A 16,503-nucleotide genomic window follows, 5' to 3' on the forward strand; every position below is an offset into this window, starting at 1 on the left:
GACCGACAGTCTCCGGCGGCGGGTGGTCCACGTCTGAACCGTTTACCGGTTCAGGCTGTGCCCGACAGCAGCCCCCGCACCCGGTGGGCCGTCGCCTCGTCGCGGGCAACTGTGAACGGAAGCGCGTTGCCCCCCGTGATGCGGAAGGGCTCCCCGGCGACCGTCAGATGCGCGCCACCCGCCTCCTCGACCAGCAGGAGGCCGGCCGCGTGGTCCCAGGCGGCTTCCCAGGAGAAGGCCGTGGCGTCCAACTCGCCGCGGGCGATGGCGAGATACTCCAGGCCGGCCGAGCCGCAGGCCCGGGGCGCGATGCCGTCGGTCCACAGGCCGAGCAGGGCGCGCTTCTGCTCGTCGGTCGTGTAGTCCGGGTGCGAGGTGGCCACTTGGAGGTCGCGGCCGGGGGCGGGCGGCCCTGCGTGCAGCCGCTCGCCGTCGAGGAAGGCGCCCTGGCCCCTTACCGCGGTGGCGAGTTGGTCGCGGGCCGGTGCGTACGTCCACGAGGCGAGCAGGACTCCGCGCAGGGCGAGCGCGACCAGCGTGCAGAATCCGGAGTCGCCGTGCACGAACTGACGTGTCCCGTCGACCGGGTCGACTATCCAGACCGGTGCGTCGCCCTGTATCGCCTCGTACGTCGCGGGGTCGGCGTGCACCGCCTCCTCGCCGACGACGACGGAACCGGGCAGGAGGGCGCCGAGGGTTTCCGTGAGGTACTGCTCGGCGAGGCGGTCGGCGTCGGTCACCAGGTCGTGCGGTCCGCTCTTCTCGTCGACCTCGTGCGCGGCGAGCTGACGGAAGCGGGGCATGATCTCGGCCGCGGCGGCCTTGCGGACCGCCTCCTCAACGTCGGCCGAGTGGCGGGCGAGAAACTCGTCGATGGTTTCCTTGTCTTCGATCATGGCTCCATGAGAGCACGCACCACTGACAAACCCCACCCTGCCGGTGGAGTCCCGGTGGAATCGGCATGAACTCCGGGTGCGGGATCAGCGGCCCACCGCGTAGCCCTGCATGCCCCGCGGGTTCGCGGCCGCCGACAGGACGCCGGTGCGCGGGTCCCGGGCGACCGCGCACAGCCGGCCTTCCGACCAGGGATCGCCGACGGTCACGTCATGACCTCGGCGCCGCAGCTCCTCGACGACGTGGGCGTCCGTGCGGGACTCGACCGTCACGCGGCCCGGCCGCATGCCGCGCGGGTAGAACGATCCTGGGAAGCTGTCGTTGTGCCAGTTCGGGGCGTCGATCGCGCCCTGGAGGTCGAGGCCCCCGCGGACCTGCCCGCGCAGGGCGACAGCCAGGAAGAAGTGCAGCTGCCACTGGTCCTGCTGGTCCCCGCCGGGCGTCCCGAACGCCATGACCGGGACTCCGTCGCGCAGGGCGATCGAGGGGGTGAGGGTGGTCCGGGGCCGGCGGCCGGGCGTCAGCGAGTTCGGCAGGCCCTCCTCCAGCCAGGTCATCTGCAGCCGGGTGCCGAGCGGGAAGCCCAGTTCGGGCACGACAGGGTTGGACTGCAGCCAGCCGCCGCTGGGCGTGGCCGCGACCATGTTGCCCCAGCGGTCGACGACATCGAGGTGGCAGGTGTCGCCGCGGGTGGTGCCGTCGGCGGCGACCTCGGGCTCGCCCGGCACCGGGGAGACCGGCGGCTTGGCGACGGTCGGCTCACCGGCGCCCATCGGGTCGAAACCGGGGTCGTCGCCGATCACCACGTGCGCGTGCGCGCTGAGCCGCGGGGATCGCCCGCCGGGGCTGCCGGGGCGCAGCTCGTGCGAGGCCTTGTCGCCGACGAGCGTGCGCCGGGCCGCGTTGTAGTCCGCCGACAGCAGCTCGCCCAGCGGGACTTCGGCCGCGTCCCCGTACCAGGCCTCCCGGTCGGCCATCGCGAGCTTGCAGCCCTCGATCAGCAGGTGGACGTAGTCGGCGGACCCGTACGCGGGCAGTTCGGGCGGCAGCAGCGCGAGCTGCTGGAGGAGGACCGGGCCCTGGCTCCAGGGGCCGGCCTTGCACAGGGTCCAGCCGTTCCAGTCGTACGTCGCCGGTGTCTCGTAGGTCACGGACCAGCCGGCGAGGTCGGCGGCCGTGAGCGTGCCGGTGTGGCGCTCGCCGCTGGTGTCCATGGTGGGCCGCTGGGCCTGCCGCGCCAGGGCCTCGGCGATGAACCCGCAGCGCCAGACCTCCCGCGCGGCCTCGATCTGCGCGACCCGGTCCCCGGCCCCGGCGACCTCGGCGAGCAGTCGCTTCCAGGTGGCGGCGAGGGCGGGATTGCGCAGCAGCTCGCCGGGGCGCGGGGCCTTCCCGTCCGGCAGGTAGACGTCCGCCGAGGAGGTCCACTCCGTCTCGAAGAGCTCCCGTACCGCCTCGACCGTCGCGCCCACGTTCTCCACGGGCGCGTGCCCGTGCTCGGCGTATCCGACGGCGTACTTGAGGACGTCGGCGAGGGGCTTGGTGCCGTGGTCGCGCAGCAGGAGCATCCAGGCGTCGAACGCGCCGGGCACGGCGGCGGCGAGCGGCCCGGTACCGGGGACGAGATCCAGACCGAGTGCCCTGTAGTGCGCGACCGTGGCCCCGGCCGGCGCGACACCCTGGCCGCACAGCACCCGCACCTCGCCGCCCGCCGGGGCGAGCAGGATCGGCACCTCGCCGGCCGGCCCGTTGAGGTGCGGCTCGACGACGTGCAGCACGAACGCACCTGCCACGGCCGCGTCGTACGCGTTGCCGCCGTCCTCCAGCACGGCCATCGCCGACTGCGAGGCCAGCCAGTGGGTGGAGGACACCATGCCGAAGGTGCCCTGCAGAGTCGGCCGGGTCGTGAACTGCATCTCTCACCTCTCTGTTCGCGTGCCTCACTCGCTCCGAAGCATGCACAACTTCAGAGCATCGCATTCCGCGACGAGCACCCTACGAAGATTTTGCGAACTCGCGGGGACCGCATGAACCGCCTTCCACCTGCATGAAGTCCCCTATGTCCGGCCGAACCGCCGGGCGGTAATCCCAAGTTCACCGGGCTCCTCTTCCTCGGCGTTCTACGCGCGTGGTGTCATGCGCACGCTCACCACCCCCCACGTGGGCATCAACTCGACTAGGAGTCACGCATGCTGTGGAAGGTCATCGGCCGCGCGGGTGTCGCGCTGGCGGCCGGCGCCGCCGTCGTCGCCACCGCTGTTCCCGCGAACGCCGCGAGCTACTCCGCGTTCGCCTTCTCGCAGAGCGGCGGCCAGCCCGCCATCTACGACTTCATCGACTCGGCCACCAAGTCCCTCGACATGACCATGTACGAGCTCGAGGACACCACGGCCGTCAACGACCTCATAGCCCTGCAGAACAAGGGCGTCACGGTGCGGGTGGTCCTGGACCGCGCCCACCAGTCCGCCAACAGCTCGGCGTACAGCGCCCTGACGAGCGCGGGCGTCGGGGTGGTGTGGTCGCCGTCGAGCTTCGTCTACACGCACCAGAAGACGATCACGGTGGACGGCACCAAATCGCTGGTCCTCACGGGCAATCTGACCTCGCAGTACTACGCGACCGGCCGTGACTACGGCGTGTTCACCGACGACACCCGGGACGTCGCCGCGATCGAGAAGGTCTTCAACGCGGACTACGCCGGCACGTCGGTCACCCCGACCGACGGCGACCACCTGCTCTGGTCGCCCACCGACTCCCGCAACCGCCTGCTGTCCGTGATCAACGCCGCCACCAAGACGCTCGACGTCGAGGAACTGGAGTTCAGCGACAGCACGGTGGTCAACGCGATCGTGGCGAGAGCGAAGACGGGCGTCAACGTGCGGGTGGTCCTGGAGACCCCGGGCGACTACTCCAGCGAGGTGTCCGCGATCAAGGCGGCGGGCGGCACCGTCGTCGGCTACTCCGACCCCGACGGGTTCTACATCCACGCCAAGGCCATGGTCGCCGACTACGGGCTGTCCACCCAGGAGGTGGAGGCGGGCTCCATGAACATCAGCAGCAACTCGCTCTCCAACAACCGGGAGTTGGGCATCATCCTCACGGGAACGGGAGTGGCGCAGTCCGTGGCCACGACCGTCGAGACCACGTTCAACAGCGACTACGCGGGCGGTACGGCAGCCTAACCTCGCCGGGCAGACGGCCGCCTCGTCAGGGCCGCCGTCTGCCCACGGTGAGCAGGTGCCCGCTCGCGCCGAGAAGCGTCGGCTCCGACTCGATGCGTCGGCTCGCCGCCAGGACGACCTCGCGCCGCTCCGGATCGTCCAGCCAGTCCTCGACGCCGCCCATCAGCCAGGCGACGCCCTCCAGTCCGTACTGGCCCTCCGGGGCGAGCCCGGCGTCGGTGAACTCGCCCGGCACCTCCCCCGGTTGGGCGAAGTAGGCGACGGTGAACAGGCCGCCCTCGCCGCCGTGCCGGCCATGGTCGTTGACCGCATCGGTGCGGGCCCGCTGGGCGGGGTCGAAGTAGCGCTCCTCGCGCAGCAGGTCGTGCAGCCCCGCGAACCGGTTGATGGTGGCCGCGACGACGGGCCCGCCAGGCCGGACCACCCGGTGCGCCTCGGCCAACGCCCGTACCCGGTCGGCCCGTTCGGGCAGGTGGTACAGCGGGCCCAGCAGCAGCACCGCGTCGTACGCGGCGTCCTCCTCCGTCAGGGACCGGGCGTCCCCGGATCGCGCGCTCACTCCGGGCAGCCGGGCTGCCTGCTCGACGTGCAGCGGTACCGGGTCGACGAGTTGGACCTCGTACCCGTCCCGGGCCAGCCACTCCGCGTGCACCCCGCTGCCGCCACCGATGTCCAGCACCCGGGCGGGGGCCGCGGGCAGAACCCGCCGCAGCACGTCCTGCGTACGCCAGAACTCCAGCCGCCCGGCGGGCGCTCCGCCCTGTCTGAGACGGGCGTCCTCCTTGCCGTGTGCGTAGTAGGCGAGGATCTCCTCACGAACGGCCGGGCCCTGCGCGCGTGTCGTCTCCGTCATCACCTCATGGTGCTGACCTGCACGCACCCCCTGCAACGGGTTATGTGGCGCGCAGGGTCATCAGCCCCAACTCGTAGGTGAACAACACCAGTTGAGCCCGGCTCAGTGCGGCCGAGCTTCGTCATCGTCTCATGGTGCTGACCGCACGCACCCCCTGCAACGCGTCATGTGGCGCGCGGCGCCACCAGCCCCGACTCATAGGCGAACACCACCAGTTGGGCCCGGTCCCGTGCCCCGAGCTTCGTCATCGCCCGGCTGATGTGCGTCTTGGCCGTGAAGGGGCTGATCACCATGTGCGCGGCGATCTCCTCATTGCTCAGCCCCCGAGCCGCCAGGCCCGTCACTTCACGTTCGCGGCGCGTCAGGCAGTCGAGTCCGGGAGCCGTCGCCCGGTCCGGCGGCCGGGACACGAACTCACCGATCAGGGTGCGGGTCACCGACGGCGAGAGCAGGGCCTCGCCGCGGGCCACCACCTCGATGGCCTGGAGAAGGTCCGCCGGTTCCGTGTCCTTGAGCAGGAAGCCGCTCGCACCCGCACGCAGCGCCTCGAAGACGTACTCGTCCAGGCCGTAGTTGGTGAGCATCACCACGTGCACGGCCGCCAGCGCGGGATCCGCGGCGATCCGGCGGGTCGCCTCGATGCCCGTCATCACCGGCATCTGTACATCGATCAACGCGATGTCCGGCACCTGCGCGCGCACCAGCGCCAGACCCTGCTCGCCGTCCGCCGCCTCCCCCACCACCTCGATACCGTCCTCCGCCTCCAACAGCGCCCGGAAACCGGCCCGCATCAACGCCTGATCGTCGACAAGAGCGACCCTGGTCATCCCGCCTCCCCCAATGGCAGCCGGGCCCGCACCGCGAAACCGCCCTCCGCGCGCGGGGCGGCGTCAAGGGTGCCGCCGAGAGCCGAGACGCGCTCGCGCATGCCGGTGAGGCCCACGCCGGGGGTGGGCGGACGGACCGGGTCGGCGGTGCCGTCGTCCTCGACGCGTATCGTCAAGTCGTCCTCCCCATAGGCGAGTTGGACGCAGACCTGGGCGGATCCCGCGTGGCGGGCCGCGTTGGTCAAGGCCTCCTGGACGATGCGGTACACCGCACGGTCGACCGTCGCCGGAAGCGGCCGTTCCGCGCCGCTCACCGTGAGCTCGACGGCGAGGCCCGCCGCGCAGGCCCGCTCCACCAGCAGCGCCGGAGTGCCGGTCGGTTCGTCGCTGCGCAGAATCTCCAGGGTGGAGCGCAGTTCGCGCATGGCCTCGCCGCTCGCGTCCTGGATGGCGAGCAGCGCGGGCGGTATCTCCTCGCCGCGCTTGCGCGCCAGGTGCACCGCGACTCCCGCCTGGAGCTTGACGATCGAGATGCTGTGGGTGAGCGAGTCGTGCAACTCGCGGGCTATGCGCAGGCGTTCCTCGCCCGCGCGGCGCAGGGCCGCCTCCTCGCGGGTGCGCTCCGCCTCCAGGGCGCGCTGCTCCGTCTGGCGCAGATACGCCTGCCAGTTGCGGTCGGCCAGTCCCGTGACCAGCGCGCTCACGAACCAGCCGGCGAGCAGTGCCGTTCTCTCGAGCACCTCCTGGGTGGTCGGGCCGGTCGCGATGTAGGCGACCAGGAACACTCCGCTCGCCGCGGCCGCGAACCCGCGGTGGCCGACGCGGGACGCCGTGTGTACGGCGGCGAAGACGGGCAGCGCGGAGGCCGGTCCCGGCTGGGCGTGCAGGACGTATGTGCTGCCGCTCGCCGTCGCCACCGCAAGCACCGCCCGCGGAGCCGTACGGTAGAAGGCCACGGCGGCCGAACTCACCGCGATCAGCGCGTAGTCGACGGCTGTGGTGCCCGCCTCGAAGGCGGCCGTGGTCATGACGAGGGCGCCGACGACGACCGCGAGTGCCACGTCGGCGAGCCCTCTGCGTGAGACCGGGTGCCCGCTCATGCACGCACAGTAGACGGCCGCACCGACAACGGCGTCAGCCCTGTGGACGGCTCCCCGACTACTCCCCACGCAGTAGTTCCCGGGCCCGCCGTGCCCGGCGGTCGCAGCGCGGACTGTCTTCGGCCGTACGACGACCGCGCCCACCCCCGAGGCGCACGCTGCTGACCATGTCCACACCCTTCCGTTTCACCGCACCCCTGCCGCCCAAGGCGGCCACCGGCCGGGTCGCCGAGGTGTACGAGCAGCTCGCCCGCGACTTCGGCATCGACAAGGCGGTCACCTTCGTGGTGCTGTCCTCCGCGCCCGAAATCCTCGCGCCCACCTGGGCGTTGATGCGCGAGTCGCTGATCGCGGGCGCGGGTGACCGCACCGGCAAGGAGCTGGCTGCCTACGGTGTGTCGCTCGTCAACAAGTGCCCGTTCTGCGTGGACGCGCACACGGTCCTGCTGCACGCCACGGGCGACCACGCCCTCGCCGAACGGCTGGCCCGGGGCGAGCATCCGGACAACGCGGAGCACGCGCGCGTGCTCACCTGGGGGCAGCACACGCGCGTGCCGGGCGCCGGCCTGATGCCGTACCCGTTCCCGCTCGAGCACGCCCCCGGCTACATCGGCACCGCGCTCGCCTTCCACTTCATCAACCGGATCGTGTCGGCCCTGCTGACCGAGCAGTTGCTGCCGGGCAACGCCCAGCGGTGGCGGCCGGTACGGAGCCTCGCGGGCCGCGCGCTCGCCAGGACCGTACGCCGTACCGCCGTGCCCGGCGCGGCTCTCGCCCTCCTCGACGATCCGGCCCCGGGACCGGCGTGGGCGGCCGGCACGACCGTCGGCCCGGCCTACGCCGCACTCCGCTCGGCGACCGCGGCCGGCGAGGCGCTCCTCGACGCCGACGAGCAGGCCCTCGTACGGGAGACGATGTGGGAATGGGACGGGTCGCATCCGCCCCTCGCCTGGGCCGGGCTCCCGGACCGCCGCGAGCGCCCCGGTGCGCGCCTCGCCCTGCTGGCCGCCCTCGCGCCGTACCGCATCACGGAGGAGGACGTGACGGCCTGGCGCCGGCCGGAGCACACCGACCACTGCCTCGTCCACCTCGTCGCCTACGGCGCGTTCGCCGCCGTGGACCGCATCGAGAGCTCCTTCACCCTGCACGCCGCCCGGGAGGCGTCATGACCACGATCACCAACACCCGCCAGGCACACGCCTGGAACGGCCTCGTCGGCTCCCACTGGGCCACCCACCACCAGCGCTACGACGCCCTGCTCGCCGGCGTCGACGACGCGCTGTTCACGGCGGCGGCCATCACGCCCGCCGACCGTGTGCTCGACGTCGGCTGCGGCACCGGGGCCACGACCCGGACCGCCGCCCGGCTGGCCTCCCGCGGGCACGCGGTCGGCGTCGACATCTCGGGGCAACTGCTGCGCCGGGCCCAGGAGTTGACGGCCGTCGAGAAGATCGGGAACGTCACGTACAAGGAGGCGGACGCGCAGGTCCATGCGTTCCCGTCCTGCGGCTACGACGTGATCGTCAGCCGGGGCGGCGTGATGTTCTTCGCGGACCCGGCGGCCGCCTTCCGCAATCTGGCGCGGGCGCTGATGCCGGGCGGCCGACTGGCGTTCGTGTGCCCCCAGCCGGCCGGCCCGCACACCGAGGAGGCGCAGGCCTTCCGCCTCTTCGGCGAACTCCTCGGCGGACCGGACCCCGACACCGCCGCCGCGCTCGCGGCCATGCCGTCCCTCTCCGACCCCGACCGCATCCGGACGGTGCTGGAGGGCTGGGAGAACGTCGAGATCGAGCCGGTCGCCCTGCAGACGGTGTGGGGCCGGGACGCGGCGGACGCGGTCGACTTCGTCCTGTCCCGCACACCCGGCCGCCGTGTCCGCGCCGACACCCGCGCGGCCCTCGAGGACTCCCTGCGCCCGTACGAGTCGAGGCACGGCGTGCGGCTGCGCGGCGGCGTCCGGCTCGTGACCGCGAACCGGCGGCGCCGAGTGCCCGTCACCCCTTGAGTCTCAGTAACCGCACAGGCACGGAGCGAGTTGACACTTCCGTCTCACAGGGACTCATGTGAGACTGGCGCCCCGTCCGCAGTGCGGACCCCCTCCGCACACCGTCCCCCACCGAGAAGTGTGCCTGTGCGCGATTTTCCTCTGCCGCTCGCTTTGACCGCGCGTCTCTCCCCGGTCGTCGTACTGGCCGCGGCCGGCTGGGCGTTGACGTCCGGCCCGCTCGCCGCGACGCCGACCGCCGAGCACAAGGAGGCGCAGAAGACCGCCACCCAGTCGGCCACCGCCCCTTCCACGACCGCGGTGTCCAAGTCGTACGCCGCCGCCCCCGCACCGTGTGGCAGCGTGGCGACAAAGACGCTCAAGTCGCTCGTTCCGGGCGCCAAGACGGCGGGCAAGGAGATCGAGTCGACGGACGAGAAACTGCGCCGCACCTGCTCCTGGAACGCGCTCAAGGGCTACGACTACCGCTGGCTCGACGTCTCCTTCGAAGTCATGGACTCGGACGAAGCGGCACAGAAGGAGTACAAGGACAGGATCACGGAGAAGAGCGGCGGAGGAGCGGTTCCCGGACTCGGCAACTCGGCCTACTCCGTTGTGAACCTCACCACCGAGAAAAAGCAGCAGACGCGTGAGGGCGTGGTGATCGCCCAGGTGTCCAACGTGCTGGTGGTCGTCACCTACAACGGCAGCGACTTCGAGAACAAGAAGGCGCCCAGCACCGACGAGATCAACAAGGGTGCCATCAAGGCCGCCAGAGATGCGGTGGCGGCCTTGGGGGACGGCCAGAAGAACTGACCGCCCCCGGTCCCGCGGCTGTCGGTTCAGACCTCGAGGCGGTCCTTGCCGCGCAGCAGCATCAGCACCACGTACAGCACCATCGAGGTGCCGAGGCCGACTGCCCAGCCGTAGTCGGCGAGCGACCTCAGCGCCGGGATCGGCCGCCCGTCGATCAGCGGCTTGAAGCTGGCGCCGCCGACGGCCAGGACACCGCCGACCACGAAGGCGACGACGGCCCGCCAGTTCCAGCCGCCCTCGTACCAGTAGCGGCCGCCCGCCCGGTACAGGTCGACGAGATCGAGCTTGCCGCGGCGCAGGATCCAGTAGTCGGCGATGAGGATGCCGGCAACCGTGCCGAGCAGACCGCCCACCAGACCGAGCCAGGTGAAGATGTAGCCCTGCGGGTCGGAGTACAGCTTCCACGGGAAGATCAGCACGCCGAGCACACAGGTGGCGAGGGCGCCGGTGCGGAAACTGACCTTCCGGGGCGCGATGTTGGAGAAGTCGAAGGCCGGCGAGACCAGGTTGGCCGCGATGTTCACGGACAGGGTCGCCACCAGGACCGTCACCAGCGCGAACAGCAGACCGAAGACGTTGTCCGTCTTTGCGGCGAGCTGTACCGGGTCCCAGATCGTCTCGCCGTACACGGCCTGCGAACCGGAGGTGACCATCACGGACAGCAGCGCGAACAGCGTCATGGTCGTGGGCAGGCCGAGGGCCTGCCCCCAGGTCTGCGCCTTCTGCGACTTGCCGTAGCGGGTGAAGTCGGGGATGTTCAGCGACAGCGTCGACCAGAAACCGATCATGCCCATCAGCGACGGCCAGAACAGCTTCCAGAAGTCACCGCCCCAGCCGAGCTTGGAGGGCTGGTCGAGCAGCGGGCCGAAGCCGCCGGCCTTGTTGCTCATCCAGATCAGCATCACGACCGCGCCGACGATGACGAAGGGCGCCGCCCAGTTCTCGAAGCGGCGGATCGTCTCCATGCCCCGGTAGATGATGGCCACTTGGATGACCCAGAAGATCGCGAACGACAGCCACATCGTCCAGGGGTAGCCGCCGACCTTCCCGGCGTCGCTCCAGCCGTTGCCGATGAGCTTGCCGGCGAGGAAGTAGATGGCCTCGCCGCCGATCCAGGTCTGGATGCCGAACCAGCCGCACGCCACCAACGCCCGTACGACAGCGGGGAGGTTGGCGCCGCGGACACCGAAGGAGGCGCGGGCGAAGACCGGGAAGGGAATGCCGTACTTCGGTCCCGCGTGCCCGGTGAGCAGCATCGGGACCAGCACGATGAGGTTGGCCAGGGCGATGGTGAACACCGCCTGCTTCCAGTCCATGCCGACGGCGATCAGACCGGAGGCCAGGGTCCAGGAGGCCGTGTTGTGGGCCATGCCGACCCACAGTGCGGAGAAGTTGTACGTGGTCCAGGTGCGCTTCTCGACGGGGACCGGAAGCAGGTCCTCGTTGGCGTACGGACCGCTGGGCAGCGGGGAACCCGGGGCGATCTCCACGCGCCCGTCGTCGAGGGTGACTTGAGCGGTCGGCGGTATGGCCGTGGGAGCGGTGTCGGTCATGGGCAGGCCAATCAATGAGGGGTGGGTCCGGAAAGGCCGTGCGGGTCTCCGGTCCCCTCCCCCGGGACGGCGAGGGAGGGGAGAACTGGAGTGGGGGGACGGTGGGTTGAGCGGTTCCTCCGAGGTTTCCGCGAGCGTCAGGCGTTGATGGCCGGGATGACCTTCGTGCCGTACGCGTCGATCACGGTTTCCTGGGCGTCGTGCATGTCGTACACGGCGAACTGGTCGACGCCCAGCGCGCGCAGCGCGTTGAGCTTCTCGATGTGCTTCTCGACCGGACCGATCAGGCAGAACCGGTCGACGATCTCGTCGGGTACGAACTGGGTGTCGGGGTTGTCGGCGCGTCCGTGATGCGAATAGTCGTACCCCTCACGGGCCTTGATGTAGTCCGTGAGCTCGTCGGGTACGGCGGCGGAGTGCTCGCCGTACTTGGAGACGAGGTCGGCGACGTGGTTGCCGACCATCCCGCCGAACCAGCGGCACTGCTCGCGCGCGTGGGCGAGCGCCTCGGGCGAGTCGTCCTCGGTGACGTAGGCGGGGGCGGCGACGCAGATCTTGACGTCGTCGGGGTTGCGGCCGGCCGCGACCGCCGCGTCCTTGACGGCCTTGACCATGTACTCGGTGAGGTAGAGGTCGGCCAGCTGAAGGATGAACCCGTCGGCCTCCTCGCCGGTCATCTTCAGGGCCTTCGGGCCGTACGCCGCCATCCATACGGGGAGTTCGGCACCCGGCTTGATCCAGGGGAACTTGACGACCGTGCCGCCACCGAGGTCGGCCTCCTCGCCGCGCCCGAGGGCCCGGATGACCTTCATGGCCTCGCTGATGCGGGCCAGGGTGTTGGGCTTGCGGCCCGCGACGCGCATCGCGGAGTCGCCGCGGCCGATGCCGCAGACGGTGCGGTTGCCGAACATGTCGTTGAGGGTGGCGAAGGTGGAGGCGGTGACCTCCCAGGTGCGGGTGCCCGGGTTGGTGACCATTGTGCCGACCGTCAACTTCGTGGTGTTCGACAGGATCTGACTGTAGATCACGAACGGCTCCTGCCACAGCACGGCGGAGTCGAAGGTCCAGCCGTAGGTGAAGCCGTTGCGCTCGGCCCGCTTCATGAGGCTGACGACCTTCGAGGCCGGCGGGTCGGTCTGCAGGACGAGTCCGAAGTCCATGGGCGCCACTCCTAGTTGAGGTACTGACAGGTGGAGCGCGGGGTGTAGACGCCGTGGCCGGCGTGTCCGGTGTACTCCCGCTCGGTGATGACGAGTTCGCCGCGCGAGAGGACCGTCTCGACGCGGCCGGTGAGGCGCTTGCCCTCGTACGCCGAGTAGTCGACGTTCATGTGGTGCGTCTCGGCGGAGATGGTCTGCTCGGCGTGCGGGTCGTAGATGACGACGTCGGCGTCGGCGCCCGGTGCGATGGTGCCCTTCTTCGGGTACATGCCGAACATACGGGCCGGGCCGGCGCAGGCGATCTCGATCCAGCGGCGGCGGCTGATGTGCCCGTCGACGACAGCCTGGTGGAGCAGGTCCATGCGGTTCTCGACGCCCGGCAGGCCGTTGGGGATCTTGGAGAAGTCGCCCCGGCCGAGCTCCTTCTGACCCACGAAGCAGAAGGGGCAGTGGTCGGTGGAGACAACCTGCAGGTCGTTGGTGCGCAGGCCCTGCCACAGCTTGGCCTGGTGCTCCTTGGGCCGAAGAGGCGTGCTGCACACATACTTCGAGCCCTCGAAGTCCGGCTCGGCGAGGTTGTCGGTGGACAGGAACAGGTACTGCGGGCAGGTCTCGCCGAAGACGGGCAGCCCCTCGTCGCGCGCCCGCGCCAGCTCGGCCACCGCTTCCATCGCCGAGACGTGCACGACGTAGAGCGGAGCACCCGCGACCTGCGCGAGTTTGATGGCCCGGTGGGTGGCCTCGGCCTCCAACAGGGCCTTGCGCACCTCCCCGTGGTAACGCGGGTCGGTCTCGCCGCGGGCCAGCGCCTGCTCGACGAGGACGTCGATCGCGATGCCGTTCTCGGCGTGCATCATGATCAGGCCGCCGTTCTCGGCGGAGCGCTGCATGGCGCGCAGGATCTGGCCGTCGTCGGAGTAGAACACCCCCGGGTAGGCCATGAACTGCTTGAAGGAGGTCACGCCCTCCTCCACCAGCAGGTCCATCTCCTTGAGCGTCTCCTCGTTCACATCCGAGACGATCATGTGGAAGCCGTAGTCGATCGCGCAGTTGCCCTCCGCCTTGGCGTGCCAGGTGTCGAGGCCCTCGCGCAGGGAGTGGCCGACGCTCTGCACGGCGAAGTCGACGATCGTGGTCGTACCGCCCCAGGCGGCCGCCCGGGTGCCGGTCTCGAAGGTGTCGGAGGCGAAGGTGCCGCCGAAGGGCAGCTCCATGTGGGTGTGGGCGTCGACGCCGCCCGGGATCACGTACTTGCCGGTGGCGTCGATGGTGCGGTCGGCCGTCCAGGCCTCGGCGGCGGAGGTGCCTGCGGCAGCGAGGGCGGTGATGCGGCCGTCCTCGATCAGGACGTCCGCGTGGAGTTCGTCGGATGCGGTGATGACTAGGCCCCCGCGGATGACGGTACGGCTGCTCATGCTCCCTCTCCTACCTTGACGCTCCGCTGGGAAGCGGTCCGAATAGTGCGGGTGATCTGTGGCTGGTCGCGCCCTGCGGCGAAGCCGCCCATGGACGCTGCCCCGCGCCCCTGAAGGGGCGCGGGTACAGCCTGTTCCTACGGTGCGGTCAGCGGGGCGTACGCGTCCGGGCGGCGGTCGCGGTAGAACTGCCAGCGGTCGCGGACCTCGCGCAGTTTGGCCAAGTCGATGTCGCGGACGACGAGTTCGGTCTCCTTGTCGGAGGCCACCTCGCCGACGAACTGGGCCTCCGGGTCGACGAAGTACGTCGTGCCGTAGAAGTCGTTGTCGCCCAACTCCTCGACGCCCACCCGGTTGATCGCGCCGACGAAGTACTCGTTGGCAGCGGCCGCGGCCGGCTGCTCCAGCTGCCACAGGTAGGCGGACAGACCGCGCGAGGTGGCCGACGGGTTGAAGACGATCTCGGCACCCGCGAGCCCCAACGCCCGCCAGCCCTCCGGGAAGTGGCGGTCGTAGCAGATGTACACGCCGATCTTGCCGACGGCCGTCTCGAAGACCGGCCAACCGCTGTTGCCGGGACGGAAGTAGAACTTCTCCCAGAAGCCGGGCACCTGCGGGATGTGGTGCTTGCGGTACTTTCCGAGGTACGAACCGTCCGCGTCGATCACGGCCGCGGTGTTGTAGAGGATGCCGGGCTGCTCCTCCTCGTACATCGGCAGGACCAGGACGATGCCCAACTCCTTGGCGAGCGCCTGGAAGCGCTTGACGATCGGACCGTCCGGGATCTGCTCGGCGTACTCGTAGAACGCCTTGTCCTGGACCTGGCAGAAGTAGGGCCCGTAGAACAGCTCCTGGAAGCACAGGACCTGAGCACCCTGCGCGGCCGCGTCGCGGGCCGCCTGCTCGTGTACCTGGATCATCGATTCCTTGTCGCCCGTCCACGCGGTCTGGAAGAGGGCGGCACGAATCACTCTGCTCATCGGGACCTCCGGTCGCTGGGTGTGCGAGAAGACTAGGAAGTCCGAAATCAGGCTTTGAGTTGCACGGTGTCACGTCTGCGGGCATCCGGCGTGCCACGGTGTCACCCTCTCCCAGGCCCATGTTTCACCACCGTTTTCCCAGGTCGTGGCATGTTTCAGCCCTGTTGCGCGTCGTGTGCGAGGAGCGCGATGTGCACCGAGGCGGCCTGCTCGAAGTCGTCGAGGTCCACGCCGAGCCGACCCTGTATGGCCTCCAGGCGGCGGTACAGCGCAGGCCGGGAGACGTGGTGGAGCTGGGCGGTGCGGGACTTGTTGCGGCCGGTGGCGAGATAGGTGCGCAGCACGGACAGCAGGTCCTCGTCGGCCGCGCACAGCAGCCCGTCCAACTCCCGCTCGGCGAAGGACTGCACATGCGGGTCGTCCCGCAGCAGCCGGATCAGGCCGCGCAGATGTACGTCCCGGAGGCGTACGACGGCCGGGAGGTCGAGGGCGGCCGAGGAGTCCGCGACGGCGTCGGCGACGTGCTGGGCCTCGCGCAGACCGGCGGGCACGTCGTCCCAGGCGATACGCGGGTCGGCGGCGGCCACCACGGCCTTCAGCGAACCGGACTCGGTGCGCAGCCGGGCCGCGAAGTGCGCGGTGAGCGCCGCCGCGTCCTGGTCACGGGCGAGGCTGAGCAGGACGGCGGTGGCCTCGTCGGCGAGCTCGGCGACCAGCCCGGACAGGCCCAACATGCGCAGCACGCGGTCGAGTTGGGCGGGTTCGCCGTGGCGGACGACCAGCGGCACGAAGGTCCGCCGGTTGACCGGGAGTCCCGCCGCACGCGCGCGGGGCAGCAGCTGCCTGGCCGGTACGACACCGCTGACCAGGTCGGTGAGCAGGCTCTGCGCGGACTGTTCCTCCCAGGTGTGCGCGGAGTTGCCGCCGAGCATGCGGTGCAGGACGAGGGCCTCGGCGGCCCGGTCGGCGAGCAGGCGCCCGGTGGCGGTGTCGCCGCGGTGACCGCACAGCATGATCTGGCCCCAGCGCTCGCCGCGCCCGGCGAGTTCGGCGCGGATCCAGCCGTCGCCCTCGCTGCCGCCGGCCTGCCGGGCGATGCGCTCCCAGTCGCGCAGCACGTCGTCCACGGCGGGGCGCTCCCCCGCCGTGGCGAGGACGCGGTGGGCGAGGTTGGTGACGACGACCGGGCAGGCGCTGTGCTGGGCGATCTCGTCGAGCAGGCGTTGCAGCGGGGCGCCCGCGGTGATGAGCCCGGTGAGCGCCGTGCGTACGGACTCCGAGAGGCTGACGGCGGCGAACTTCCGCCGTACGAGCCGGGCTTGGACCTCCTCCGTCAACTCCGCGAAGGGGAAGGGCCGGTGCAGGACGATCATGGGCAGCCCGCAGCGCTCGGCGGCCCGGCGCATCACGTCCGGCGGGGCGGGGAAGGCGCGCCCGAGGCCGAGCACCACGGCCGCGGCCTCCGCGCGGTGCAGCGACCGGATGTACTCGGCCTGCTTCTCCTCGTCGCCGGCGAGCAGCACGCCGGTGGTGAGCACCATCTCGCCGCCGGTGAGCATCACGCCCACGTCGGGCGCCTCCGCGACATGCACCCAGCGCACCGGCCGGTCGAGCTGGGCCGCGCCGGCCACCACCTCGGGTTCCCCGGCGAGCACGCGTTCCAGGTTCAGCACCTGGCGCACGGACAGCGCGGGTTCGAGCGTCCCGAAGGTGGTGGTCATGGCGGTCTTCCCTTGCTC

Annotated in this window: 14 protein-coding genes; 4 read left to right on the forward strand and 10 right to left on the reverse strand. The window is 70.8% G+C overall.

Annotation, left to right across the window (positions count from 1 at the left end; translation table 11 throughout):
- Positions 1-50: 50 nt before the first annotated feature.
- Together OG303_RS12175 and OG303_RS12180 are read right to left on the reverse strand one after the other, a co-directional pair.
- Positions 51-896 carry an inositol monophosphatase family protein gene (locus tag OG303_RS12175; RefSeq protein WP_405867733.1) on the reverse strand — a complete coding sequence of 282 codons (846 nt, stop codon included), beginning with the start codon at positions 894-896 and terminating at the stop codon, positions 51-53.
- Positions 897-980: 84 nt separating this feature from the next.
- Positions 981-2,810 (reverse strand): gamma-glutamyltransferase family protein, encoded by a 1,830-nt coding sequence (locus tag OG303_RS12180; protein ID WP_405867735.1) that lies wholly within the window; start codon positions 2,808-2,810, stop codon positions 981-983.
- Between the two features lie 273 nt (positions 2,811-3,083).
- Here OG303_RS12180 and OG303_RS12185 point away from each other — a divergent pair, with 273 nt between their 5' ends.
- Positions 3,084-4,076 carry a phospholipase D-like domain-containing protein gene (locus OG303_RS12185; RefSeq protein ID WP_405867737.1) on the forward strand — a complete coding sequence of 331 codons (993 nt, stop codon included), beginning with the start codon at positions 3,084-3,086 and terminating at the stop codon, positions 4,074-4,076.
- Between the two features lie 25 nt (positions 4,077-4,101).
- Here the strand turns inward: OG303_RS12185 and OG303_RS12190 are convergent, their stop codons facing one another.
- The 3 genes from OG303_RS12190 to OG303_RS12200 form a co-directional block, all read right to left on the reverse strand.
- Positions 4,102-4,929 carry a class I SAM-dependent methyltransferase gene (locus OG303_RS12190; RefSeq protein ID WP_405867739.1) on the reverse strand — a complete coding sequence of 276 codons (828 nt, stop codon included), beginning with the start codon at positions 4,927-4,929 and terminating at the stop codon, positions 4,102-4,104.
- A 164-nt stretch (positions 4,930-5,093) separates the two neighbouring features.
- Positions 5,094-5,756, reverse strand: a complete 663-nt coding sequence (locus tag OG303_RS12195; protein ID WP_405867741.1) for a response regulator — start codon at positions 5,754-5,756, stop codon at positions 5,094-5,096.
- Positions 5,753-6,856 (reverse strand): sensor histidine kinase, encoded by a 1,104-nt coding sequence (locus OG303_RS12200; RefSeq protein WP_405867743.1) that lies wholly within the window; start codon positions 6,854-6,856, stop codon positions 5,753-5,755. The genes OG303_RS12195 and OG303_RS12200 overlap by 4 nt, the downstream gene beginning before the upstream one ends.
- Positions 6,857-7,023: 167 nt before the next feature.
- On the opposite strand from OG303_RS12200, the gene OG303_RS12205 reads away from it, so the two are divergent.
- The 3 genes from OG303_RS12205 to OG303_RS12215 all read left to right on the forward strand — a co-directional run bounded on the left by OG303_RS12205 (position 7,024) and on the right by OG303_RS12215 (position 9,656).
- A complete protein-coding gene (locus OG303_RS12205) occupies positions 7,024-8,025 on the forward strand; it encodes a carboxymuconolactone decarboxylase family protein (protein ID WP_405867745.1) in 1,002 nt (333 codons plus the stop codon).
- Positions 8,022-8,861 (forward strand): class I SAM-dependent methyltransferase, encoded by an 840-nt coding sequence (locus OG303_RS12210; RefSeq protein WP_405867747.1) that lies wholly within the window; start codon positions 8,022-8,024, stop codon positions 8,859-8,861. Before OG303_RS12205 ends, OG303_RS12210 begins: the two co-directional genes overlap by 4 nt.
- Positions 8,862-8,987: 126 nt before the next feature.
- Entirely contained in the window at positions 8,988-9,656 is a 669-nt protein-coding gene (locus OG303_RS12215) for a hypothetical protein (protein ID WP_405867749.1), read from the forward strand.
- A gap of 26 nt (positions 9,657-9,682) precedes the next feature.
- Here the strand turns inward: OG303_RS12215 and OG303_RS12220 are convergent, their stop codons facing one another.
- The 5 genes from OG303_RS12220 to OG303_RS12240 all read right to left on the reverse strand — a co-directional run bounded on the left by OG303_RS12220 (position 9,683) and on the right by OG303_RS12240 (position 16,485).
- Positions 9,683-11,209 (reverse strand): NCS1 family nucleobase:cation symporter-1, encoded by a 1,527-nt coding sequence (locus tag OG303_RS12220; RefSeq protein ID WP_405867751.1) that lies wholly within the window; start codon positions 11,207-11,209, stop codon positions 9,683-9,685.
- Between the two features lie 137 nt (positions 11,210-11,346).
- Complete coding sequence (locus tag OG303_RS12225) at positions 11,347-12,369, reverse strand: TIGR03842 family LLM class F420-dependent oxidoreductase (RefSeq protein WP_405867753.1); 1,023 nt, start codon at positions 12,367-12,369, stop codon at positions 11,347-11,349.
- Between the two features lie 11 nt (positions 12,370-12,380).
- On the reverse strand, positions 12,381-13,784 hold the full coding sequence (gene hydA, locus OG303_RS12230) for a dihydropyrimidinase (protein ID WP_405867755.1): 1,404 nt from the start codon (positions 13,782-13,784) through the stop codon (positions 12,381-12,383).
- Between the two features lie 137 nt (positions 13,785-13,921).
- Positions 13,922-14,764 carry a nitrilase-related carbon-nitrogen hydrolase gene (locus OG303_RS12235; protein WP_405867757.1) on the reverse strand — a complete coding sequence of 281 codons (843 nt, stop codon included), beginning with the start codon at positions 14,762-14,764 and terminating at the stop codon, positions 13,922-13,924.
- Positions 14,765-14,919: 155 nt separating this feature from the next.
- Entirely contained in the window at positions 14,920-16,485 is a 1,566-nt protein-coding gene (locus OG303_RS12240; RefSeq protein WP_405867759.1) for a PucR family transcriptional regulator, read from the reverse strand.
- Between the last annotated feature and the right edge of the window lie 18 nt (positions 16,486-16,503).

Source organism: Streptomyces sp. NBC_00005 (assembly GCF_045160215.1).
Taxonomy (GTDB): domain Bacteria; phylum Actinomycetota; class Actinomycetes; order Streptomycetales; family Streptomycetaceae; genus Streptomyces.